The 25026-nt window shown below is 45.3% G+C and carries 20 protein-coding genes; 15 read left to right on the forward strand and 5 right to left on the reverse strand.

The window, feature by feature from the left end; all coding sequences use genetic code 11:
• Positions 1 to 4: 4 nt before the first annotated feature.
• From B5D54_RS14425 to maiA, 5 genes are read right to left on the reverse strand one after another with little or no spacing between them, the layout of a single operon-like run.
• Positions 5 to 970: a TRAP transporter substrate-binding protein gene (locus tag B5D54_RS14425; protein ID WP_078927266.1), complete on the reverse strand. Its 966-nt coding sequence runs from the start codon at positions 968 to 970 to the stop codon at positions 5 to 7.
• 60 nt (positions 971 to 1030) lie between these two features.
• Complete coding sequence (locus tag B5D54_RS14430) at positions 1031 to 1732, reverse strand: fumarylacetoacetate hydrolase family protein (RefSeq protein WP_199251532.1); 702 nt, start codon at positions 1730 to 1732, stop codon at positions 1031 to 1033.
• Positions 1733 to 1739: 7 nt separating this feature from the next.
• Positions 1740 to 2771 (reverse strand): cupin domain-containing protein, encoded by a 1032-nt coding sequence (locus B5D54_RS14435; protein ID WP_078927268.1) that lies wholly within the window; start codon positions 2769 to 2771, stop codon positions 1740 to 1742.
• A gap of 20 nt (positions 2772 to 2791) precedes the next feature.
• Positions 2792 to 3988 carry a 3-hydroxybenzoate 6-monooxygenase gene (locus B5D54_RS14440; RefSeq protein ID WP_078927269.1) on the reverse strand — a complete coding sequence of 399 codons (1197 nt, stop codon included), beginning with the start codon at positions 3986 to 3988 and terminating at the stop codon, positions 2792 to 2794.
• Positions 3989 to 4034: 46 nt separating this feature from the next.
• Positions 4035 to 4676, reverse strand: a complete 642-nt coding sequence (gene maiA / locus B5D54_RS14445) for a maleylacetoacetate isomerase (protein ID WP_078927270.1) — start codon at positions 4674 to 4676, stop codon at positions 4035 to 4037.
• 124 nt (positions 4677 to 4800) lie between these two features.
• Here maiA and B5D54_RS14450 point away from each other — a divergent pair, with 124 nt between their 5' ends.
• The 15 genes from B5D54_RS14450 (at position 4801) to B5D54_RS14520 (ending at position 24951) form a co-directional block, all read left to right on the forward strand.
• Positions 4801 to 5757: a LysR family transcriptional regulator gene (locus tag B5D54_RS14450; protein ID WP_078927271.1), complete on the forward strand. Its 957-nt coding sequence runs from the start codon at positions 4801 to 4803 to the stop codon at positions 5755 to 5757.
• A gap of 153 nt (positions 5758 to 5910) precedes the next feature.
• On the forward strand, positions 5911 to 7005 hold the full coding sequence (locus tag B5D54_RS14455; RefSeq protein ID WP_078927272.1) for a ketoacyl-ACP synthase III: 1095 nt from the start codon (positions 5911 to 5913) through the stop codon (positions 7003 to 7005).
• Between the two features lie 186 nt (positions 7006 to 7191).
• On the forward strand, positions 7192 to 8319 hold the full coding sequence (locus B5D54_RS14460) for an efflux RND transporter periplasmic adaptor subunit (protein ID WP_078927273.1): 1128 nt from the start codon (positions 7192 to 7194) through the stop codon (positions 8317 to 8319).
• A 6-nt stretch (positions 8320 to 8325) separates the two neighbouring features.
• Positions 8326 to 11487 carry an efflux RND transporter permease subunit gene (locus tag B5D54_RS14465; RefSeq protein WP_078927274.1) on the forward strand — a complete coding sequence of 1054 codons (3162 nt, stop codon included), beginning with the start codon at positions 8326 to 8328 and terminating at the stop codon, positions 11485 to 11487.
• 227 nt (positions 11488 to 11714) lie between these two features.
• Positions 11715 to 13130 carry an undecaprenyl-phosphate glucose phosphotransferase gene (locus B5D54_RS14470; protein WP_078927275.1) on the forward strand — a complete coding sequence of 472 codons (1416 nt, stop codon included), beginning with the start codon at positions 11715 to 11717 and terminating at the stop codon, positions 13128 to 13130.
• Entirely contained in the window at positions 13114 to 14433 is a 1320-nt protein-coding gene (locus B5D54_RS14475) for an outer membrane beta-barrel protein (protein WP_242004528.1), read from the forward strand. Before B5D54_RS14470 ends, B5D54_RS14475 begins: the two co-directional genes overlap by 17 nt.
• Entirely contained in the window at positions 14434 to 15006 is a 573-nt protein-coding gene (locus tag B5D54_RS14480) for a polysaccharide biosynthesis/export family protein (protein ID WP_078927277.1), read from the forward strand.
• Between the two features lies 1 nt (position 15007).
• Positions 15008 to 17152 (forward strand): GumC family protein, encoded by a 2145-nt coding sequence (locus tag B5D54_RS14485; protein ID WP_078927278.1) that lies wholly within the window; start codon positions 15008 to 15010, stop codon positions 17150 to 17152.
• A gap of 3 nt (positions 17153 to 17155) precedes the next feature.
• Positions 17156 to 18391, forward strand: coding sequence for a lipopolysaccharide biosynthesis protein (locus B5D54_RS14490; protein ID WP_078927279.1), 1236 nt, complete (start codon positions 17156 to 17158; stop codon positions 18389 to 18391).
• Positions 18381 to 19760, forward strand: a complete 1380-nt coding sequence (locus B5D54_RS14495; protein WP_078927280.1) for a capsular biosynthesis protein — start codon at positions 18381 to 18383, stop codon at positions 19758 to 19760. The genes B5D54_RS14490 and B5D54_RS14495 overlap by 11 nt, the downstream gene beginning before the upstream one ends.
• A complete protein-coding gene (locus tag B5D54_RS14500; RefSeq protein ID WP_078927281.1) occupies positions 19753 to 20748 on the forward strand; it encodes a glycosyltransferase family 2 protein in 996 nt (331 codons plus the stop codon). The genes B5D54_RS14495 and B5D54_RS14500 overlap by 8 nt, the downstream gene beginning before the upstream one ends.
• Complete coding sequence (locus B5D54_RS14505; RefSeq protein ID WP_078927282.1) at positions 20748 to 21965, forward strand: glycosyltransferase family 4 protein; 1218 nt, start codon at positions 20748 to 20750, stop codon at positions 21963 to 21965. Before B5D54_RS14500 ends, B5D54_RS14505 begins: the two co-directional genes overlap by 1 nt.
• The gene (locus B5D54_RS14510; protein WP_078927283.1) at positions 21962 to 23062 is read left to right on the forward strand and encodes a glycosyltransferase family 4 protein; all 1101 of its coding nucleotides are present in this window, start codon (positions 21962 to 21964) and stop codon (positions 23060 to 23062) included. Before B5D54_RS14505 ends, B5D54_RS14510 begins: the two co-directional genes overlap by 4 nt.
• Positions 23063 to 23470 (forward strand): hypothetical protein, encoded by a 408-nt coding sequence (locus tag B5D54_RS14515; RefSeq protein WP_078927284.1) that lies wholly within the window; start codon positions 23063 to 23065, stop codon positions 23468 to 23470. It begins immediately after the preceding gene.
• Positions 23467 to 24951 carry a DUF4832 domain-containing protein gene (locus B5D54_RS14520; protein WP_078927285.1) on the forward strand — a complete coding sequence of 495 codons (1485 nt, stop codon included), beginning with the start codon at positions 23467 to 23469 and terminating at the stop codon, positions 24949 to 24951. Before B5D54_RS14515 ends, B5D54_RS14520 begins: the two co-directional genes overlap by 4 nt.
• Positions 24952 to 25026 lie beyond the last annotated feature (75 nt).

Below are 25026 nucleotides of genomic sequence, written 5' to 3' on the forward strand. Positions count from 1 at the left end.
AATCTTATGGTTTCGTTACACGCTGGTAAAACGCCAGCATCAACGGGTGTCGTTCAGCAAATTCTTTGGCGATGGGCTGAGCTGTTTTTTGTAATTCTTGATGATTAAGTTGCGAAATGGTGATCCCCGCCGCTTTTAACTTCTCTACGTTTTCTTTCTCTTGCTGAGCTTGATGGTTGGCTCCCCACGCCTCTGCTTCGTCATAAGCGGCTCGGATCATATTTTGTTGTGAAAGAGATAAGCTTTCCCACCAAACTTGCGAAGCGACGACGACTCCGGGAAAGGTCATGTGATTGGTTAACGTGAGATAGGGCGCTTGTTGATACATTTTTAACCCCACCACGATATCGAGATCGGCATCCACGCCATTGAGGAGGTTTGTGGTAAGAGCAGGCATTACATCACTTACACTTAGAGCGGTGGGGGCGGCTTTGAGCGCTCGCCACCACAGATTGAACAGTGGATTAGGAAAAGAGCGGATTTTCTGATCTTTTAGATGCGTAATATCATTGACTGGCGCGGTGGTAATGAGATGCCGCATTCCTGCGAATGTGTAACCTAAACCAATGAGTTTATGTTTTTCTAATTCATCCAATATATGTTTGGCTTCTTGCGTACGGCTCATTGCCGCCGCCTGCTCAATGTTGTCAAACAGATAGGGAAGAAACCAAGCGTTCATTGAAGGAGAGCGATTAGAGAGGCTTCCCGCGGTAATCACCCCCAGTTGTATAGCTCCTGACTGCAATAAATCCACCATCTGATCATCCCCTCCCAGTTTAGATAAGGGGTAAATTTGGATTGAAAACGCATGTTCACTGGCTGTGCGTAGGTTGTTATCAAAGCGCTGGGCAACTTTGTGCCAAATGTGGCTGGGTGGTGTAACGTGCCCAAGTTTGAGCTCGGTGGCTAAAGCAACGGGCAGTGTCGTTATATACGCTGCCATCAGTAATAGAAAACGGATCAGTTTCATAGTGGCCTCCATAATAAGCTCAGTCTGTCGGCTGAGCTTTTCTGAATGTGGTGAGTGTATTTATTGAATCGTGAGGGAAATATCACCCACACTTTCTATATAGCCATTCAACACATCCCCTCTGACAACGGGACCGACACCTTCGGGCGTTCCGGTATAAATAAGATCCCCAGGTTGTAAATGGTAGAATTTCGATAAATGCGCGATGATTTCTCTGACATTCCAAATAAGGAGAGAAAGATCGGAAGATTGGGTGGTTTTACCGTTCACGGTTAGCTCAATCTTTCCGCTATTGATCACCCCGGTTTTTCTTTTCGGAACAATAGGGCTTAAGATAGACGACTCTTCAAAGTTTTTACCTAGATCCCAAGGGCGTCCGCTCTCTCTTGCTTTAAGCTGTAAGTCTCGACGCGTCATATCGAGACCACAGGCATAGCCATAGATCAACGATTCGGCTTGCTCTTCACTGACTTCAAACCCAGCTTGACCTATTGCTACCACCAACTCCATTTCATGGTGATAGTTGGTCGTTTGTGGTGGATAAGCAATAGCAGCGCCACTCGGTACATAGCTACGAGCTTCTTTTAAAAAATAAAACGGTTCTTGAGTCTTTTTATCCACCGTCACGCCCATTTCCGATGCATGGGCAAGATAGTTGCGCCCAACACAAAAAATGCGATTAATCGGGAAGGTTTGTGTACTGCCTGCAATTTCTGCCAATACGGGAGGGCGAATAGGGAAAATCGGGTTGTGAGACATCATAAGCTCCTTAATAAATACCTAAATAGGTGTGTAATGGCTCTTCATCTGCAGTAATGAAGAAAGCGGGTTGAAGGGGATCTTGATTTGTTAATGTGATATCGCTATAGCCTGGGGTACTAAAGGTATCTTTTTCCTGCCATGGTTGAGATTCAAGAGTGTCGACGCGTAATTGGCCATGCCCTTCTACTACATGGAAAACGCAAGCCGTTGTTCTTTTGGGTAAAGTAACCGACTCACCTGGGAGTAGCATGATGGCGCCAAATCCAATACTTGGAAATAAGCTCTGCCCATTTTCGGGGTTCACATAGTTGATGCGAATTAAAGTGTCAGACAGATGTTCGGCCATGGCTAATAAACATTGGCGCGTTTTCTGCCATGGATAACGAAGCATGGGGGCTTTTTGTTGAGTTCGCTCAAAATTGATGTTGGGGACAATTCCGCAAGCACTGTATTCTGAAAACGATTTATCTTTTGACATTGTGTGGTTCTGAGGTTGTCCTTCAATCGCCCAAGAACCTTCTAATTGGTAGATTAATGGCAGATCTAATACATCCAACCAAACAATTGGCCCTTCTCCTTTATGGTGGTGTTCGTGCCAAAGCCCTGATGGTGTCAGAATTAAATCACCACGTTCCATTCGGCAAGGTTCACCGTTGACAGTAGTATAAGCCCCTTCACCCTCGATAATGATACGAACCGCATTGGGGGTGTGGCGATGATTTGGGGCCGTTTCATTCGGTAAAATCAGCTGTAAGCCTAAGTAGATACCGGGAGTCGCTTGCATGTTCTCTAACCCGTGCCCTGGATTGGCGAGTACCAACACTCGACGTTCCGCCTTTTCCATTGGTGTGAGATCGCCTGCTTGTAACAGCAACGGGCGTACATCTTCATAGTGCCAAGTGAGTGTTTGGGTCTTTCGGGTTGGTACGTTATAAGGCAGTACAGCACGCATACTTGGCCAAAGTGGAACAAGATTAAGCTGCGTGAGAGCGTCACGATAATCTTGTGGGAGTTCTTCTAGTGTTCCTAATTGTGTCATATCTCTTCCCTCATCCTGAGTTACATGTCTAGGCAGTTATCAACATTCCAGCTATACAGCCATTCAACGGCATCGTAAAAACGTTCCTGAGAACGGCCTTTCCATAATTGGTTGCGAACCAAGCGCTCAACGCCTTTTGCATGATATAGGCGGCCCATTTCTCGGGCAGAAAGAACGACTCTGGCAGTGCGAGGAATTCGGATTTGTTCATAGAGGCGAAACGCGGCAGAAAAATCACCTTGTTTGATCTTAAGGCATTGACCGAGTACAACGGCATCCTCTAAAGCCATACATGCCCCTTGTGCTAGGTACTGCGTCATTGGATGTGCGGCATCGCCTAATAGCGTCGTCAGGCCAGTTCCCCAGTATTCGACAGGGTTTCGGTCTGCGGTCGCCCAGCGTTTCCATGATTTAGGCAGGGAGAGTAGTCGGCGAGGGCTTGCGTCAATCTCTTCAAAATATGAGAGGACTTCTTCTTTTGAGCCTTCCCGCACACTCCATTCTTCTTGTTCACGGCTATGGAAAGTGACGACTAAGTTATACTGTTTCCCACCACGCAATGGGTAATGCACTAAGTGACCATGGGGGGCTGCCCATAACACTGGGCCATTGATTCGCATATCTTCAGGCATGTCTTCTTCTTCAACGACGGCTCGATAGACGACATGTCCAGTCACTCTTGGTGGATCAGCAAGGTATTTTTGGCGGACAACAGAGCGCCCACCATCCGCACCGATAACAGCATCTGCATGGTACTGATTTCCTTGAGTGTCGATGACCGTAACGCCGTTTTCAGTCTCATCAACCGTTTCAATTCGAGTTGAAGTACGAAACTCAATCAGTGGATGATCTTCAACAGCTTCGAGAATAGAAAGGTGAATATCCGCTCGGTGAATAACGCCGTATGGGTTTCCAAAACGCTGGCGAAAAGCATCACCGACTTCCATGGAACCAATGACATGATTATCCACGGCATCTTTCATGGTTAGGCAATCGACAAAGACAGAGCGTGCACGTGCTGCTTCGCCAACGCCTAGTGAATCGAGGGCTGCATAAGCATTCGGGCCTAGCTGAATACCCGCACCAATTTCAGCGATCTCTTCCGCTTGTTCTAATAGTAAGACTTCAATATTTTGCTGAACCAAGGCCATTGCGGCCGCTAAACCACCGATGCCACCACCGATGATGATGACTTTGTTTTTTTTATGTCCGTTCATGTAAGTTCTCCTGTTTCACATTTTGGGGCTGTCGAGGAATCGTCAATTAATCTAAAAAATCGGGTTGTAAACTCGGTTGTGCTGAAATAAAGGCGGGATGTTTAAGCCCATGTCGATAGACTGACATTAAGCGAGGGTAAGGGGAGAGATCACACCCAAATCTCTCGGCATTGGCGAGTTGAGGAATGAGGCAAATGTCGGCCAATGTTGGCGTATCACTAAAGCAAAAAGGTTGTTCTGGTTGATTTTGTAATAGTGCTTCGGCTGCGCTTAACCCTTCAGATACCCAATGTTGATACCAGGTTGACTTATCTTCGGATGAAGCGGAGAGCGATGTGGTTAAGTACTTTAGTACTCTAAGGTTATTAATGGGATGAATATCACAAGCAATAATATAAGAAAATTCAAGAACTTGAGATTTTAAATTGATCTCTTCTGGAATTAATCTTGGCTGTGGGAAATGATCGTCTAAGTACTGAATGATTGCTAAAGATTGAGAGAGTTTTAGGCCTTGATCAGTCAATAGGAGAGGGACACTTTTACTCGCATTTACAGAACGATACGGTTCTGATGCTTGCTCTCCTTCTCGGATATTGATGCTTTCATAATCATAACGAATGCCTTTTAGGGCGAGAGCAATGCGAACACGGTATGAGGTGGAACTGTTAAAAAAGCCATACAATTTCATAACAAATAACCTTTACACAAATGGATGATAAGCAACCAATATTTAACAAAACCCATTGTTGACTAATTAACCATATCTGTATAATGATTAAAAACCATACATACATATCAATAGTGGTATATCAATGAAGTGGGCTAGACGTCTTAGAGTGAAACATTTACAACTGTTAGTTACCTTAGGGGAGACGGGAAGCCTGAGTGAAACCGCAAGGTTGACGCATACCACTCAACCTGCGTTATCTCGTTGGCTAAAAGATTTGGAGGACGATGCAAAAGGGCTCATTTTTGAACGACATGCTCGTGGACTCAGCCCTACAGTGATTGGTGAAATGTTGATTGCTCATGCTAAACGTATCTTGACCGAAACGGACAGAGCTCAACAGAATCTCAATGCGGTTATTAATGGGCAAGCCCGTACGATTATTGTTGGCACTTCTCCGGCTTCTGCTCCAAGTTTTGTCCCTGGTACGCTTTCTCGATTTTTAGCGATGTTTCCTTCTGCAAGGGTGGAACTCTATGAAAGCACAATGGATTCATTAATGTCTAAATTGAAACTGGGACAATTGGATTTAATTATTGGCCGATTAGATAACTACAAGCCGGATGGGGAGTTACAAAGTGAATTACTCTATGAAGAACAGCTCAAAGTGGTGACTCGGTTGACTCATCCTTTGGCATCGCAAGCGCAGGTTCATTGGGAAGAGGTGTATCAGTATGATTGGATTGTTTGGCCAATGGGGACTCCCATTCGAAGTAAATTAGATCAAGCATTGACAGTGGCTGGGCGAAAACCGCCGGTTTATAGAGTTGAATCTAATTCTCAGGTCGGTAATTTATGGCTGTTACAAAACACGGATATGATCTCTATTGTTTCAGAAAGTGTGGCTGCTCATTTCAATGAACGGGGCTTACTAAAAGCACTAAATATTGATTTAGGTACCGATGCTGGCATTGTCGGCATGGTTTGGCGGGAGCAGGCTCAGCCCGACCAATTGATGGAGCAATTAATTGAATGCTGTCGAGAGGCTTCTCAGTGTTTATTGTCGTCTTATTCCAATACTTGCCCCCCCCTCTTAACCTGAGTGGCTAAATCGGCGTATACTGTGGGCTTTATGCCCGATTTTAAGAAAAAATCGACATTTTCTGTATTAGAGGGGAAGTGATATGGGTGGTGTGAATCATAACACCTCTATTTGCTTCTCTTGAATAATGACAACAAAAAAAGCAGGACGATAATGACTCAATATTACGCTGAAATTACGGGCTGGGGTAAGTGCCTACCTCCCGCCACGCTCTCTAATGAAGATTTAAGTACTTTTCTTGATACTAGTGATGAGTGGATTCGCTCTAGGACAGGGATTGAAGCTCGCCGTATTAGCCATGTGGACACGTCTGATTTGGCAACGGTTGCGGCGCAGCATGCCATTGCTTGTGCGGGTATTGAGGCACAAGAGATCGATCTGATTATTGTGGCTACCTGTTCTCCGGACTCATTAATTCCCAATATTGCGTCTAAAATTCAACAAAACTTAGCTATTGATAGCGCTGCCGCTTTTGATCTCAATGCGGCCTGCACCGGGTTTATTTATGGGCTTGAAACCGCAACCCGTTTGATGCAAGCCAGCCATTATCGCCATGCGTTAGTCATTGGTGCAGAGCACCTTTCTTTTTATATCGATTGGACTAAGCGAGATACCGCTGTTTTATTTGGTGATGGTGCAGGGGCTGTTGTATTGAGTAAAACTGAGCAGAAAGTCGGTTTACAGCAGGCGCAAATTGGGTGTGATGCTCAAGGGAGAGATATTCTTGCTGTGCCTAAGTTTGGCAGTTCGATGGACCGTTTTGCTGCTGATAATGGTTACTGGGAATTTGATTTTATTGGTAAAGAGATTTTTAAGCGGGCGGTGAAAGGAATGGGCGCAGCCGTGCAACAGGTATTGGCTCGTAGTGGGTTGGCTCAGCAAGATATTGATGTGGTCGTTCCACACCAAGCCAATATTCGCATTATTCAAACGTTGTGTGACTTAGCTGGTATTGAGCAAAGCAAAGCATTTGTGAATATTCAACATTACGGCAATACCTCTGCAGCGACGGTGCCGATTGCTCTTTGTGAAGCGGTTGAGCAAGGTCGAGTGGCGGCTGGGGATGATCTTCTCGTCGCGGCCTTTGGGGCCGGATTAACTTGGGGGGCGGGTCACATTAAATGGGGTGAACGTGTCACGCCATTAGCCAGCAGTGATGCGCAACTTCCCCCTTGCGAGCAGAGTGCTTTAGCATTATTGGAAAAAGCCATCGAGCATTGTAAGAATCGCCCACTCTCTCAGAAATAGTGTGTAAATAATTGGTATTTGTAATGCGTTAAGGAGCGGTTATAGCTCCTTTTTATTATCCTTTACATTGTGGTTGCATAACTTACAGAGAGATACAATTACGCCGATTTTTCGGATGCTTTTCAGATGATTGTTGATAATCTGTGCAATAGATTGCCTTGACTAAGATCGATGAAAGGATTTGTCATGAAAAGAACCGTACTTGCTTCGGCTCTGGCAGCCGCACTGTTAGTGAGTGGCTGTAAAGAACCCGCTTCTATTGCTCCCTCTGCCACCTTACCCTTGGTGGTGACTCAACCCGTGAGAGTGATCTCTTATCAACCCAGCGCGACGTATATTGGCCGAGCTGAAGCCGTAGAAGATACGGATATTACGGCTCAGGTCACGGGATACTTGAAAGAACGCCATTTTGCTGAAGGGCAGATTGTAGAAAAAGGCCAGCTTTTATACAGCATCGAACCTTCATCATTTCAAGCACAACTTGCCAGCGCTAAAGCTGCCGTTGCACAATCGGAAGCTGCCCATAAGAAAGCCTCGTTAGATTTTAAACGGGCACAGAACTTGTTGCCTCGTGGCAGTATCTCTCAATCTGAATTCGATACTCTTAATGCAAATCTGTTAGGTGCGGAGGCTGCGGTAGAGGCTTCGAAAGCGCAGCTCAAATTGGCGGAAGTCAACCTTTCTTATACGGAAATCCGAGCACCGTTTACTGGCCGGATCAGCAGCAGTAAAGTGAGCCAAGGCGACTTACTCTCTCCTTCGATGGGTGTGTTGACCACATTAGTCAGTTTAGACCCTATTCACACCCGCTTTAGTCTCAGTGAACGTGAACGTTTAACTTATGCTATTGATAAAGTGGGTGGTGATGGTCGTAGTGAAGCGAACGCGATTGAAGTAGAAATCTTATTAGAAAATGGTGAAGTTTACCCTCAACTGGGAACGTTAGATTTTTTAAGTAACCGTATTGATGTAAAAACCGGCACGATTGCGATTCGTGCATTGCTCCCGAATCCTGAACATCGGTTATTGCCAGGACAACATCTCAACGTGGTGTTAAGAAGTAAACAGGCGAATGACGTGTTGGTTATACCTCGAAAAGCGGTGCAAATGGATTTGGAAGGCCATTTTGTCATGGTCTTAACCGATGGAAATATTGTTGAGCGACGCAATGTAGAATTAGGGTCTCAGCAGCCGCAAGGGGTGATCATTCATCACGGTCTTAATTCTGACGATATTGTGGTCACTCAAGGGTTGCAACGCATTCGTAACGGCGTTGCAGTACGAACTCAAACCGCCGAGGAAAAAGAAGGATAACGCACCATGTTAAGTCGTTTCTTTATCCAACGTCCTAAGTTTGCGTTGGTGATTTCCATCATTTTAACGCTAGCAGGATTGATTTCGCTACGGCTGTTACCGGTCACGGAATATCCAGCGATTAGCCCCCCTTCAGTCAGTGTTACGGCATTTTATACCGGAGCCAGCGCTGAAGTCGTTGAACAAGCGGTCGCCGATCCCATTGAAACCTCGGTCAATGGCGTGGAAAACATGATTTACATGTCATCCAAGAGTGCCAATGATGGCTCTTACAGCTTGACGGTAACCTTTGATATCGGGACTGATCCCGATATGGCTCAAGTTAACGTCCAAAACCGAGTGGCGCAGATTGAGTCAAAATTGCCACAAGAAGTACGTATGGTAGGCGTTACGGTCAAAAAACGTTCACCCGATATTTTGATGGTTCTCAACTTTTATTCACCGGATGGTCGTTATGACGATCAATTTTTGACGAACTTTATCAACATCAATGTAAAAGACCAACTCGCTAGGGTGAAAGGCATCAGTGAGGTGAGCGTCATCGGTGGGGGTGAGTATGCGATGCGGGTGTGGCTGGATCCGAAAAAAATGGCGAGTCTCAAACTGACCACATCGGATGTGTATGCGGCTTTGGCGGAGCAAAACGCTCAAGTTGCGGCTGGACGAATGGGGGCAGCGCCTTACGCCAACCCGCAAGATGTTCAGTTTAACCTTGTCACAAAAGGACGTTTGGAATCCGTTCAAGAGTTTGAGAATATTGTTCTGCGGGCCAACAACGATGGTTCGAGCGTGTATTTAAAAGATGTGGCTCGTATTGAATTAGGTAAAAAATTCTACGATGGTAACGGTCAATTTCGTGGCCGAGAATCATCGATTGTCGCGTTATCATTACAGTCAGATGCGAATGCACTAGAAAGTGGTCAAGCGGTCATGGAAAAGCTGGAGAGCATGAGCAGCATTTTTCCTGAAGGGATGAGCTATGAAACCAGCTATGACACGACGTTATTCGTTTCAGAATCGATACGAGGGGTAGTCAAAACCTTGATTGAAGCGATTGTCTTAGTGATTGCGGTGACTTACCTCTTTTTAGGCAGTTTTCGTTCAACCTTAATTCCGGTTGTGGCGATTCCAGTATCTTTGATTGGTACGTTTGCTTTTATGTTGCTGACGGGGTTTACCATTAACACCGTGACATTATTTGGGCTGATTTTAGCGATTGGCATTGTGGTTGATGATGCCATTTTGGTGATTGAAAACGTTGATACAACCATGGCGAAAGATCCCAGCCTTAGCCCACGTAAAGCCACACTGATGGCGATGAAAGAGGTGACCGGCCCCATCATTACTTCCACTTTAGTTTTGCTAGCGGTTTTCCTTCCCGTTGCGATGCTGCCTGGTATTACCGGGATTATGTATCGCCAGTTTGCATTAACTATCTGTATTTCGGTGGTGATCTCCTCGGTGAATGCTCTCACATTGTCTCCGGCCCTTTGCTCTCTGTTGCTAAAACAAGGAGGAGACAATACTGCCCGTTGGTTTAAAACCTTTAACCGTGGTTTAAACCATATTACTCATCGTTATGGTCAGGTCGTTGGCTTCCTTGTGAAAAAAAGTGTGCTGTTAGTCGCCTTCTTTATTATCGCGGTAGGCAGTGTGAGCTGGATGGCGAAAACAACCTCGACCGCTTTTGTTCCACAGGAAGATAAAGGGATTTTGTTGGTAAATATTCAGTTGCCAGATTCCGCCTCTTTATCTCGCACAGAAACAACGACAGCACAATTGATGCAAATGATTGAGCAAGAACCCGGTGTTGATGGTGTCACGATAGCGAATGGTTACTCCTTTATGACGGGGGCGGCGGCATCGAATGGCGCATCCATGTTTATCAAATTGCATGATTGGAAAACACGGCAAAGCTTTTCAGGTGATCACTCCGCGAATGCCATTGCCTTGCGCATTAACGCCAGAGCTGCGCAAACTTTACCTCAAGCCGTTGTCTTTGCCATGGGGCCTCCGGCGGTTCCTGGAATGGGCGCTGCATCAGGGTTTGAGTTTGTACTAGAAGATACTTTGGGTCGTAGCCGAACCGATCTCGCTATGGTGATGGATGATGTGATACGAGCCGCGACTCAGCAGCCAGAAATCGCTTATGCCTTTAGTACGTTTCGTGCCAACGTTCCGCATTATTATCTGGATATTGATCGAGAGAAAGCTAAGCAGTTAGGCATTTCATTATCGGATATTTTCCAGACACTGCAGGGCAACTTAGGCTCTATGTATGTCAATGATTTTACGATGTTTGGTAAGAACTTCCGAGTGACTATGCAAGCCGATAGTGAACACCGTAACTCAATGACAGATCTGAAACATTTCCATGTTCGCTCTACTGGGGGGGAGATGGTCCCGCTCAATACCTTGGTCAGCTATAGTGAAGTGTTTGAGCCGGATGTAGCATGGCGTTACAACATGTATCGCAGTGCGATTATACAAGGGCAACCGGCTCCGGGGTATTCCAGTGGTGATGCGCTGGCCGCAATGGAAAGAGTGGCCGCTCAGGTCTTGCCGCAGGGTTATCAATATGAATGGACAGGCATGGCGTATCAGGAAGTCCTCGCTGGCAACCAAGCCATTTATGCTTTCGCTTTAGCGTTGATCTTTATCTACCTATTTATGGTTGCGCAGTATGAGAGTTGGAGTATTCCACTGGCGATCATTCTGGTGGTTCCCGTGGCTACATTAGGTTCATTCCTCGCATTATTTGTGACAGGAACGGCACTTAACCTCTATGCTCAAATTGGGTTGGTGTTATTGATTGCCTTGGCTGCGAAAAATGCCATTTTGATTGTTGAATTTGCCAAAATGGAGCGCGAAGAGAAAAATGCTTCTATTGAGCAGGCTGCCATTGATGGTGGTAAATTGCGTTTTCGGGCCGTGAACATGACGTCTTGGTCGTTCATTCTCGGTATATTTCCACTGATCTTTGCCTCAGGGGCTGGCCATGTGAGTCAAAACTCATTGGGCATTTCTCTGGTTGGGGGCTTATTGTGTGTATTGCTGGCAGGAACCTTCTTAATTCCTGGATTTTATGCGCTGGTGCAACGCCAGCGTGAAAAGGTTCATGGCGGTAATACTCGCTTAACCAACGTTGATGACGAAGAGTCTCAATGAGATATCAGGCACCACTATTGATGATTGATATCGATAGTGGTGCTTTTACTCTAAAATTGACAAAGATTTGACATCGTCATTTCGACTAATCTTCTACTCTATGCAACAACCGCAAGGAAGATAAACAGAGCGCGCTAGGATGGCAGAGCTAGGTTATCTCTTCTATAGTTGAATACATAAGTAAATGTTATGCTTGCTTTTGTATATAGTCAGTAGGCCTCCAATCTATGACACCCAAAAAAGCGCTACAGTTGGCAGATGATGGTTACGCCACCGTATTAAAATTTTTCGACTTCATCGCCATTAATTTCACTCTCATGTTACTGCTCAATCTGTTGGGCTTAAAAGAAACGGCGATTGATCTCACCGCTGGCTTTCTCTTTTCTGTGATTTTTTTATTGATAGGTGAATATCTTCATCTCTATTCCAGTTCCGTTTTGCGTCGGCTCCGTCTTTCATTTTTTCGGCTTCTCTTTACCTTAGTGATTGCGGCGCTTCTCATGGAGCTGGCGAAGTTCACGTTTAAAAACCTCGAAGGTTATCGAATTACCAATCTCAATACGGTGATATTTGAGCAGTGGTATGCTCTTGCTTTTGCGATACTTTTAGCTATCCGAGTACTAGCGATTGCGTCTGTGCGTGGATTAAGAAAAATTCTCAATCGAAAGCATCGTATTGCTGTGATTGGTTTAACTCCAGGTGGCTTAGCTATTGAACGGGCCTTAACACGAACGCACCATAAAAGTGATCTTGAAATCGCGTTTTATGATGACCGTGATGAAAGTCGTTTTGCTTATCCGAAACGTTCAGCGGTGGTTGGTAAGGTGGCAACGGTATTAGAAAAAGCACGCGCTGGTGAGCTTGATGAGGTGTATATTGCGTTACCTATGATAGCGAAAGATCGCATCCGTTATCTGTTGGATGAGTTATCTGACAGTACCGTGAACACTTTTTTAGTCCCTGATCTTTATACGTATAACCTCAGTGTCTCACAGATAAAAACGATTGATGGCGTACAAACCTTCAGTGTATTTAGTTCACCCTTCGGTGGTGTGGGGGCACTGGTAAAACGGGTAGAAGATCTACTGATTGGCAGCATCATTACCTTGCTGATTTCTCCTATCCTTGTTGCGATTGCGATTGGCGTGAAATTGAGTTCTCCAGGCCCAGTACTGTTTAAGCAAGATCGCTATGGGCTCGGCGGTAAGAAAATCAAAGTGTGGAAATTTCGTTCCATGAAAGTGATGGAAAATGATGCCGTCGTCACGCAAGCCACCAAGAACGATCCACGGGTGACACGATTTGGGGCGTTTATTCGTCGAACTTCTTTGGATGAATTACCCCAATTTCTTAATGTGTTACAAGGCTCAATGTCGATAGTGGGGCCAAGGCCTCATGCCGTGGCTCATAACGAGCAATATCGTCAAATTGTTGATAACTATATGATTCGACACAAAATTAAACCCGGCATTACCGGATGGGCTCAAATTAACGGCTATCGAGGTGAAACCGATACCTTAGATAAAATGGAAAAACGAGTTCGGTATGATATCCAGTACATGCAAAACTGGAGCTTGTGGTTGGATCTCAAAATTATTTTTCTGACTATCTTTAAAGGCTTTGTCAGTGAAACGGCTTACTAGCACTTTATTGATTCTGAGCTTAGCTCCAGCGGCTTATGCTGATCTCACGCCAAAATCCCATATTGGTTTGGCGGGGATTGATGTGCAAAGCCAGCTTGGGTTGGACTATGGTCATGAGAGTAATGTGACGTATCAACGCTGGTCTGACGATGCAGTGGATTCCGATTTTTGGACGGTATCACCGATGCTTCAAGCGATAGGTGAGCGAGGGGAAGATCGTTATACCTTAATGTACAGTGGAGAATTTCGCCGTTATGACGACTCTACCGCAGATGATTACCAGCAGCATTTTTTGCAGCTGGAAGCTTCGTGGCGTTTGGGTCGTATGCATGGCTTGTCGGTCGACCTTTCGCAAAACTACGGGCAAGAGCGTCGTGGACAAGGGATATCCGAAGGATTTAGCCAAGAAGATTTCGCCAAGTATGGTTTTGCTGAGGCGGGGTTGAAAAATTCACTGTCAGATAACCAAGTCCGGTATAGCTATGGTGCACCAGAAGGGCGTGGCAAGTTTGAAGTTATGGCTCAACGTAAAAGCTTGTCTTTTCGGGATACGGATGGTTTTAAACAGGATCAAGACTTTTACGATTATTTATTGCAACAAGAGTGGCGAGAAGACACGTTAGTGCTGGATCTGTTTGATCAATACAGTCGTACAAGCCGTTTTCGTTACAGCTTAATTACTAACCGTCGTCACTATGAACAAGCAGACAATAAACGCAGTAATGAATATTACTTATTGTTTGGCGCTAATAGCGAACGAAGCGGTAAAACAACCATTGAAGGTAATGTGGCGTTACTTTACAAAGATTTTCCTAATGATGACAATGCCAAAACCTTTACCGGCTTTAACTGGGATTTAACACTGGACTGGCAGCCCGTGAATCATTCAACTTTTTCATTTTCTACTTGGCAGAAAGTGAAAGACCCAGAGCAAGAGGGTGGGTATATTTTAGAAAGTAATTATGGTCTTGCATGGACACATCATTGGTGGGTTGAGCGATTAACCACCACATTGGGTTACCGTTATCAAACCGATGATTACCGTATTCCTAATCAAGATCGGTTAGACCGAGTTCAGGTTGCTAAAGCGTCTATCGGTTACGACTTTCGACCTTCCATTCGACTCGAATTCAATTATCAGTGGAGTAAGTTAGCCTCCAATACCTCTTCGAGTACATTAGTATTAAGAGAACCTGACTATAATTGGGATGGGAGCACTATCGACGGTACAGCAAAGTTCGTCAATCGGCGGCTAGGCTATGAAGACTCCCTTATTCAGCTGCTATTAAAGGTACAAATCTAAATGCGAGCATTGATGTTTACGTGGTTAACCATGATCTGTTTGACTCTGATGCCGGCTCAGGCTGCGGTAACGCCTCAGCCATCGGCTGAGCCAGAACAGAGCCTTCCCCTTGTCAGTCAGGATTATCACTTAGGTACTGGCGATATGATCGACATTATCGTGCATGGTGAAAGTGATATGTCGATGAAGTTTAAGATCAGCAAATCGGGAGTGGTTAACTTTCCCTATATTGGTGAAGTGAAACTCAACGGGCGTACGGCGAATGAAGTCGAAACCGAAATCGAAATCCGTTTGCGTGGTGACTACTTACTGAATCCTATGGTGACGATCAATTTGAATGCCTTTCGGCAAATTTATGTCACGGGTGAAGTCAAACAACCCAATGGTTATGAGTATCAACCTCACTTAACGGTTGAGCAAGCGGTGGCTTTGGCGGGGGGCTTTACTGATCGTGCCGCTAGAAAAAATATCAGCATCCGCGTTTCATCTAGCGATGAATTGCAAAAGAAAGTTCCGTTAACCCATCGTGTCCAACCCGGTGATACCATCATCGTCGAGCAGAGTTTTTTCTAATATGTCAGTAGCAATGGTAGAAAACGGCCAAAAAATGGAAAGCAGTATTGATTTCATGCCGTTAATAAAATCGCTTAAAAAATACGCTTGGAAAGTGGTGTTAATAACGGTGCTGATGGTGGCGTTGTGTGTGCCACTAGTGATGTCGTTAAGTGCTAAGTATGTTTCTACGGCAACGGTATTGCTTAAAGCTCAGGAAGATAATGCCACCCCCATTGAGCAAGTGGATGGTTATGATTCCACCCGTGGGCATTATTACGAAACGCAATATAATTTAATGCAGTCTCGAGTGGTGTTGGAAAGTGCCATTCATGCGTTAGGTTTAATAGAAGATGCTCGTTATAACGGCGATCAACCGCTGAGTGAAACGCATCCTGAGTGGACGCTTTCAGCGAAAGAGCGAATGGAAAAAGCGCTGAAATATGTGCGTGAACACGTCACTTTTACCGTTGTTCGTCAAACCCAATTGGTGTATGTCTCGTTTGAATCGGTAGATAACCAAGAAGCCGCTCGCATTGCCAATGGGATAGCTCAAGCATTTATCGACTATTCGGTTGAGAAAAAGGTGGAAAAAACGCAGACAGCACAAGGTTGGAACGAGCAACAAATGAAAACCTTAGCTGAGCAAATTACCACCAAAAAGAAAGAAATGGAGCAGTTTCTTGATGAGGCTGGGCTACTGACATTTCGTGGTATTGATGGGTATGAAACCGAAGAGCTGAGCATTACCACGAACAAGCTGGCAGATGCAAAAGAGCGCCGTTTAGCCTCGCAAGCTCAGTATGAGTTAGTGGCAAAAAATTTAAATGCTCCGATTGAAGACATCGCATCATTGCCTGAAGTCTCTAACCATCCGCAGATGCAAGACTTACGTATTGCCTTGATTCAGGCTAAACGTCATTTGGCTGATTTACAGCTTCGTTATGGTCCGAAACACAATAAGATTTTGGAGGCACAAGCTCAGATCCAAGCGATTGAAGATCAAACCCGATCCTTACTGCAAGAATTAAAAGTGGGGCTGCTCAAACAATATCAAACGGATTTGGGGAAAGAAAATCGCTATCGAAGCGTATTGAATGCTCAAAAAAATGAGTTTAAAACCTTAGTGGCGAAACGTGATCATTACGAGAGCTTAAAAACCGATTTAGAAAAAACCGAAGATTTGTATCGTGATCTTTTCTTGCGCAGTAAAGAGTTGGCGTTAGCCGCGCAATATAAAGAGCCTGATGCGGTTCTGTATGATCCGGCCACTGCGGCAAAACGACCACAAAAACCCAATAAAGTGTTGCTCTTGACCATGGTTGCGGTGTTAACACCGATGCTTTGCATTCTATTTTTACTGGTTCGTGTGGCATTGGATAGAAAAATTTATCGCTTAGACCAAGTGCAAAGAAAGTTGGGTTTAGTGCCATTAGCGGATTTGCCGGATTTTGCTCTTGATGGACCCCGTGAGCCGTTGAGTGATTTGGTGCAAACGAATCCGTATGCGATGGAAATGCTGTTTGGGTTGAAAACGGCAATCTGCTTAACCTCTCCCGATTCTCGTTCGATTGGGGTCGTGGCCAGTACCATCCAAGAAGGCAGCTCATTGGTGGCAGAGCTACTGGCTAAGGCATACAGCCATAACCAGCGAACCTTGTTGGTTGACTTGGATTATCGCAGTGAGCAGGCGTTGTCTCTTTCGATACCTAAAACGGGCGAAGCGGAAGCATTGGGTGTGGCGCAATGGGTAAGTGAAACCCAACCGCTAGAATCGCTGATTCAGCCCCTCAGCCCACAGTGTGATTTTTTGCCTCGTGGCGAATGGACATCATCTCCGCTGGTTTTATTGGCTAACCCCCGTTACGCCGAGCTATTCACTCTCTTGACGGCTCAGTATGAAGTGGTCATTGTGAATTTACCGGCACTCAGTGATAGTAAAGATAGCCAAGTGGCGGCGCAAAGTTTGGATGCGGTTTGCATTGTGGTGGAAGCGGAGCTGCGTCACGCGCCTGCTATTGTGCATGATGTACAAAAATTGCAGCAAAAGTCGATTCACGTGTTGGGTGCAGTACTCAATAAAGTGAATGCGGAGAATGTACAGACGGAGGAAAGCCAGCGATACATTACACAAGGCAGCTTTGCTACCTTTGCTGTTGTGGAGTAGTGCATGAGTTTACTCCGAAGCATTTCAACCATTGCTGGTTCGTCCATCATTTCGCAAGTGATTGGTGCGATTTCAATTTGGTTGATTTCTGACCGTTATGGTATGGCCGAAGTGGGGATCTACGCATTAACGTACAGCATTGTTCTCATCGGTGCGCAGGTCTGTACTTTCGCCTCTCAGTTGTTGCTTCCCAAGCAGTCTGAGGAGCATTTAGCTCAGAATTTGGTGTTCTGTTTACTACAAAGTGTATTGCTTGCGTTACCTTTTACTGCCGTTGTGGTTGTTCTTTTTGAGCGACCTTTTGTTCTGTTCTATCTATTAACGGTACTGCATGCTTGGATCTTGATTTCGGAAAATTTATTGCTGCGTGATGAAAAAATGTCGCTGCTGGCTATTCAGCGGATTTTCATGTCAATCATCGTTGTCAGTACGATTTTTTTCTCCTCCCAAGCCCAGATGTTTTATTGGCGTTGGGCGGTGATTTCGTTGAGCTGCATTAGCTTATGGCTACTTTATTCCACCCCTTTTCAGCAAATGCGTTGGAAATTATGGGGCTGGCGAGAAAATCACCGTTTTTTCCAGCAACATCGTCACCATATTTCTCGGGTGGGTAGCGCTGAGGTTTTGGCGATGGCGAATAACAATTTACCGATGGTGTTGATTAACTTTTGGTTTTCTTCCGTGACCGCGGGTTACTTTGCCATTGTCAGCCGTTTTTGTTTATCACCCGTGGTGATTGTGGGGAATGCTGTCCGTAATTCGATTTTCTCTAAATGGTCGGTAGATTTTCGCCATCAGCGTTTTCATTTCGCTGAATTTGTTCGGGTACGCAAACTCTTGTTGATACTGGGTTCACTGGCGACAGCCGGGGTCTTTGTCTGCTACCCACTGGTGATGGACTTTGCTTACGCTCAGCAATGGGTGAGCCATGAATGGGTTGAATCGGTTCCAACCTCGCGTTATATGTTGCCGTACCTCTTTCCTGCATTGGCGGTCTGCCCACTGACCGTGATTGAGCTGGTGTTTGGTTCTCCCCGCTATTTTCTACGCATTCAATTTGAGCAGTTAGCGGTGGTGGTGGTGGCGTTTGTCGTTCTGCCTTATTTTATCCCGGATTATGGGCTTTCTGTACTGGCATTTGCGCTACTTTCTGCGCTCCGCTATGGCTTCATCTATCTAAAAGTAAACCAGCGAGCGAATTTATTGCGCAAGCAAGAAGAGGCCAAACATGCTCAATAATGGTCTCTACATGCAAGTTTTTCTGTGGATGACGCTCGTTGTCTGTGGAATGGTGCAGTATTTTACGGGGATAGGCGCGATATTGTGGCTGCCTTTTCTGCTTGCCATTGTCATGTTGCTTCTGATGTTATTGCAAACCCGCTATAGCCCGTTTTTTCTTGACCATCAAGAACGCATCATTATGGTGATTTTTATCGCCTTATTCGTGATGTCGACGCTGTCTACCTTGTTACAAAGTGGCCTTGTTGTCACGATTGTTGGTCTAAAAAATGAGTTGGCGATTGGGCTTGTGCTCTTTTGTCTATTGTTGGGTTTTTGTCGTGAGTCGCAGATTTACCGACTGACGCAATCGCTGTACTGGATTTTCTATGCCCAATTCCCCGTGATGCTTTATCAGCTATTGGTGGTGGTGCCTCAGCGAGTGGCCATCAAAGGGGAATTTGAAATGTGGGATTCTGTGGTAGGGACTTTTGGTGGTGATCCGATGGGAGGCGGAAATACTGCGGCGCTTGGCCTTTTCTGCTTGTTGATCATGTTGCTGAAAGTGTCTGAATACAAACATGGTGTAGCGAGTAAATTCAGTACGGCGCTGCATGTTACGGCCGCTTTTGCCCTGTGCGTACTTGGTGAAGTGAAATTTGTGATTTTGATTGCGCCGATGTTGCTTGCTTTTGTTTGGTTTGTCCCCAGCTTTATGCGAGGAATGAAACGCTACAATGCACAAATGGTATTGATGATGCTGGGAGGTATCATCGTCTTACTGTTTGTCGCAATCATGTTGTTAGCGGCTTCTTATGAATCTGCGTTGGATGCGGATGCGAGCAAAGGCTCCTTGACCATTTTTCTTGACTCACTGGAATATATCTTTGATCCGAACTACATCATGGACAATGGTGAGTTAGGGCGGATGACGACCATTTTTTTCTGGTTGAATAACAGTGATTTATATGGCATTCCCAATCTATTGTTTGGCTACGGGTTAAACACGACGAACCATGGGAGCGCGGTGGCACCGGGGTTTCTTAATGAGGTGTTTAATGTACTGCTCGATTCGACCTCATTAAGTATGATGCTGTGGGAAATTGGTTTGATCGGGACTTGCCTATATCTACTGTTGATCGGCCTAGTGATTTGGGTCTCTATTCCGAAACCGGTGTTAGATGCCCAGCAATTGGACTGGGCTGATAAACGGCTGGTAGCCTATCAACCGGCTTACCTTGCTTTTGGATTAGCCGGATTGATGAGTATTCCTTACAGCCAAGTTTTGATGTTGGTTCCTATGATGCAATTTATGTTTTTCTTTTCGCTCGGGGCAGCTTTAGTTATTCGTAAGTCTGCCCTTGCTGCTAGAGAGTTCAGTTATGAATGAAATTCCCACTATCTCGGTCATTATAAAAACCTATAACGAAGAGCAGGGGATAGCAAAAACCATCGCCAGTATTCGTGATAGTTTAGCGACGTATCCTCATGAAATTCTGGTCGCAGATAGCTTATCGACGGATCAGACTCAACAGATTGCCCTCGATTTGGGGGTCACCGTCGTATCCTTGGTACATGCCGAAGAACGGTGTTGTGGGGTGGGGCACCAGTTGGGTTATCTGCACGCGCAAGGAGAATTTTTGTTATTGCTCGATGGGGATATGCAGCTGGCGCCTGGGTTTATTGAGCAAGGTATGACATTTTTACACACTCATCCCGATTATGCTGGCGTGGCTGGAATGGTAGAAATGGATGAGGCGGTCAGTTATGAGTTTAAATCACGTAAGCAGCGGCTGCACCAGATCTACCCTTTAGGCGATTGTCACCATCTTGCGGGTGGTGGTTTGTACCGTAAGTCAGCAATTGATCAATTAGGCTATTTAACCAATCGCAACCTACATGCGTATGAAGAAGCCGAACTCGGTATGCGTTTACAAAAAGCGGGGTTTAAACTACACCGTTTAGGCGTCCCTTATTTTCATCACACCTCTTATGTGATGTCGACCTTTGCGTTGCTTAAACATCGTTGGCGAAGCCGTTATTTAGCAGCCTCAGGGGAGTTATTGCGCACCTCATGGGGGACAGCGCATTTTATGGATGCGGTTAACACCGTTAAAAATGAACTGATCTTTACGCTGTATCTATTGACCGTCGTTGTGTCCATGATTGCGTTACCGTGGATGTGGGTGGGGATAGCGTTTCTGCCACTGCTGGCTTTTTTTCTGCTCAAAGCGGTAAAAAATTGCTCTGTGCGCGATGCGCTACTCAGTATTGTGAATTTGTCGTTCTTTTCAGCGGGGATGGTGAGAGGGCTCTGTTCTACGCTTAAAAACCCTCGTCAAGCACCCGATAACCAAGTGATCAGAGGAAAAGAGTGATGAAAGTTCTGCTGGTGAATAAATTCTTTTTTATGAAAGGCGGGGCGGAAACGGTCTTTTTTCAAGAACGAGAAATGTTGCAACAAGCGGGTGTGGTTGTGGTGGATTTTTCGATGCAACATGAAAAAAATCTTCCTTCTGCTTACCATGACTTTTTTGTGCCGAATGTTGATTATTATCAAGGTCATGGGGTAGTGAGCAGTGTCAAAACCGCGGTAGATTTTATTCATAACCGAGAAGCGTGTCGTAAGCTACAAGCCTTGATCACCCAAGAGCAGCCAGATATTGTGCATTTTCACAATATTTACCATCAATTGACCCCCTCGATCATTAAGGTGGCGAAAAGCTTAGGCTGCAAAACCGTGTTGACGGCTCATGACACTAAAATTGCTTGTCCAAGCTACACCATGTATCGGGATAATCACACGTGTGAAGCGTGTTTACACGGTTCGGTTTGGAATGCCTGTCGTTACCGTTGTCAGCAAGGTTCACTATTCAAAAGCGCGTTATTGTCTCTGGAAGCCACCTATCAAAGGTGGGCAAAGAACTATCAGGCTTTAGATGTGATTGTTTCCCCGAGTGAATTTCTGGCAAACCTGTTACGTCAAAAGCTCCCCAACAATCGTATTGATGTGATTGTTAATGGGATTGATGAACAAGTTGACCACCATGATATAACCGATCAAGGCTACTTTCTTTATCTCGGACGGTTAAGTCAGGAAAAAGGAGTGGCGACCCTTGCTAAGGCTTACCAGCATTCTGCGCAGGCTCTGCCTTTGAAAGTGGTGGGGGATGGACCGCTATTCGATGAACTGGTGGCCAACTACCACAATATTGATTTTCTTGGGTTTCAACGTGGTGAAGCGTTACACACGCTCATTAAGCATTCCACAGCCGTGATTGTGCCTTCTGAATGTTATGAGAACTGCTCCATGTCGGTATTGGAAGCGATGGCTTATGGTAAACCCGTCATTGGTGCCAATATTGGGGGGATTCCTGAGCAAGTACGAGATGGCATTGAAGGGCGCTTATTTACGGCTGGTGATCCTCATTCGCTGGCTGAGGTAATGGACAGCGTAGCGGATAACAAAGAGCAAGTGATTGATATGGGATACAAGGCGCGTCAACGCTTATTAAATAAATATTCGTTGACTCAGCATCAAGCCAGTTTGATGAACCTCTATCAACAGTTACTCAGTGAGGTGAATCCCGTATGAAAATTACTGTATTAGGAACACGAGGCATTCCGGATGTGCTGGGTGGTGTCGAAACGCATTGCCAACATTTGTATCCCGAATTGGTGAAACAGTTTGGCGTCGAGGTATGTGTGATTGCTCGCTCTCCTTATGTCGAATATCAACACTCGAATTATCAAGGTGTGGTGACGAAATCGATTTGGGCACCCAAGAAAAAATCTTTAGAGGCTATTGTACATTCCACTTTAGCGGCTTTATCGACCTTATTTGATGGTTCACAAGTGGTGCATGTGCACGCTATCGGACCGGGGTTGGTGGTGCCGCTGTTGCGTCTACTGGGTAAGAAAGTGGTGTTTACCCACCACGGTCCTGATTATGATCGCCAAAAATGGGGTGGTGTCGCCAAGAAAGTATTAATGCTGGGGGAAAAGTTTGCGGCTAAGTGGGCCAATGAAGTCATCGTTATTTCAGAAGTGATCAATCGTATTTTGCAAGAAAAGTATCAGCGCTATGATGCTAACTTGATCTATAACGGCGTGCTTCCCGCCCCCCCTTTAAACGATACCATTCTTCATCAAGTACTGAGTAAGTATTCGCTTACCGCACAGCATTATCTGGTGGCGGTCGGGCGGTTTGTTGAAGAGAAAGGGTTTCACGATCTCATTGATGCGTACCAGCAATCTGGGGTCACTTTACCTTTAGTATTGGTGGGTGATACGGATCATGAAACGCCTTATAGCCAAGCTCTCAAACAGAAAGCTCAACAGACACCGGGCGTAATCATGACGGGTTTTTTAAAAGGGGATGAATTAAAGGTGGTTTTCTCTCAAGCTCGGTTATTTGTTATGCCTTCTTATCATGAAGGTTTACCGATTGCCTTGCTCGAAGCGATGTCATTTTCTCTTCCTGCTTTGGTCAGTGATATTCCTGCCAATACTGAAGTGGCGCTAAACCCTGAGTGTTATTTCCCAGTGGGAGATGTGGCGCGCTTGAGTGATAAGCTACAACAAGGCGTGGAAGCCGAACGGATCAATTATGATGTGTATTTACAAAAATATGATTGGAAGACCATTGCACAGCAGACAATGCAAGTGTATCGCAAGGCCTTGGAGCAGTAAGTGACGACTCGAAAAAAAGAACATCAATCCGTTAGCCAGTTTTATCAAATCTTAGATAAAACTGTGGCAGACAGTTTCAGTGATGATCAAAAACAGGCGATTGAGCAGGCGATCATCAGTAGTGGCTTGCATCATCGCCATGCCCTTGATGTGAGAAAAAGCTTACCTTGGTTTGGTAAGCGTTATTATTTGGTGTTACTGATGGGACGAGATCGTCGCCAGCAATTACGCAATCCAGAATCAAAAATAGCGAATTTTCTCATGACACTACTGATTTTAATCAGTGGTGTCACCGTGTTGGGCTTAGCGTTACTGGCGTTATATTTAATAAAATCTGCACTGGGTATCGATCTTTTTGATGATTTTTCGTTGGGTATCTGGGATTGGTTTAAAGGGTTAATGCAGTGAAAATCGCAACACCGGCATACAGAAAAAATGGCTTTAAAGCAGCCCTGAGTTTACTGCTACTCTTACCATTAACGGCGTGTCTGGCCGATAGAAAACAGGAATCCGATGCTTTCGTACCAGAGATCCCTGATTCTTTGAGTGAATCGATGATCCTGACTTACCCTGTCGCACTTGATGGCCCACTCCGTAACCCAGGTGTTGGGGTCGAGAGCTTCCATAATGGATGGGGAGAGACTTTAACTGAACAGCAATATCCGACGGAAGGTATTGACTATTATCGTTTTTACTGGGATGAGCTTGAACCTCAGGAAGGGCAATATAGGTTTGATACCATTGATCGTTTACTCACACAAAACCGAGCACACACACCACCGCGAATGGTTGCTTTGCGGTTTATGAGCGCCGCAACACCATCGAGTGGCAGTAAAATTTCTCAGTGGTTGATCAATAAAGGTATTCGAGGTCAATGGACGGGAGAGGGGAAAACCTTTATTCCGGATTTAGATGACTCTCTTTATCTAGAATATGTAGAAAAGCTATTGATGGCATTTGGGCAACGTTATGATGGTAATCCGAATTTGAGCCATGTGGATATTGGCATGGTTGGCTCATGGGGCGAATGGCATAACAGTAACTTTTCAGACTTAAAGCCATTGCACCAGCGCTATTCCAACGAAGAGCTGAATCGGTTAGTGGATTTGCATTTTGCGGCGTTTCCACAAACCCCGAAACTGATGTTAATCAGTGGGGGAGAAAGTTTAGTCTATGCGACGGGTAAAGGTGCGGGTTGGCGAGCAGATTGCTGGGGAGACTGGCACCATTTTTCGCAGCAATGGAGTCATATGACGCATGATTATCCTCATCGCTTAGCGCAAGCGACCGAGGACGATAGTCAATTTCCTGAACGCTGGAAATCGGCACCAGTGAGTTTAGAAACCTGTGGGAATATGAGTGAGTGGCAAAGTACTCAGCACTATAGCAAAGAGCAAGTCAAAGCCAGCTTAGATTGGGCGATTGAACAACATGCTTCAACACTCAACCTGAAGTCGTATCCGATCCCAAGTCAGTACCGAGATTTACTTGATGAAGCTTTGCTACATATAGGCTATCGGTTGCGAGTGGATTCACTCTTACATCAGTCAGAAGCCACTGCGGGGCATATGTTGAATCTACAAGTGCGTATGGTGAATGAAGGGAATGCTCCGCCTTATCAATCTTACTATTTGGCCTTTCGGTTAATGAACGATCAAAATGAAATGGCCTTTTTAGCTATTTCTAACCATGATGTGCTCAGTTGGTTGCCGGGAGAGCACATCACTAACAGCAGTTTTTCTCTGCCGGAGTCTTTGGAAGCAGGATACTACATGCTTGAGTTAGCCTTGGTGGATCGTCATGGCCGAGCCGCTATTAACTTAGCGAATGAAGGAAGAGAGCCATCCGGTTGGTATCGCTTATCTTCAGTAACTATTAATGAGGGATGATATGAGCGCGTAGTCGGTAACGCTGTAGCTTGAATTCAGAGCATGCTCATTTGTATACGTATGAGCGGGTCAAAT

Origin of the sequence: Vibrio cincinnatiensis DSM 19608 (genome assembly GCF_900167345.1) — a bacterium.
GTDB lineage: Bacteria > Pseudomonadota > Gammaproteobacteria > Enterobacterales > Vibrionaceae > Vibrio > Vibrio cincinnatiensis.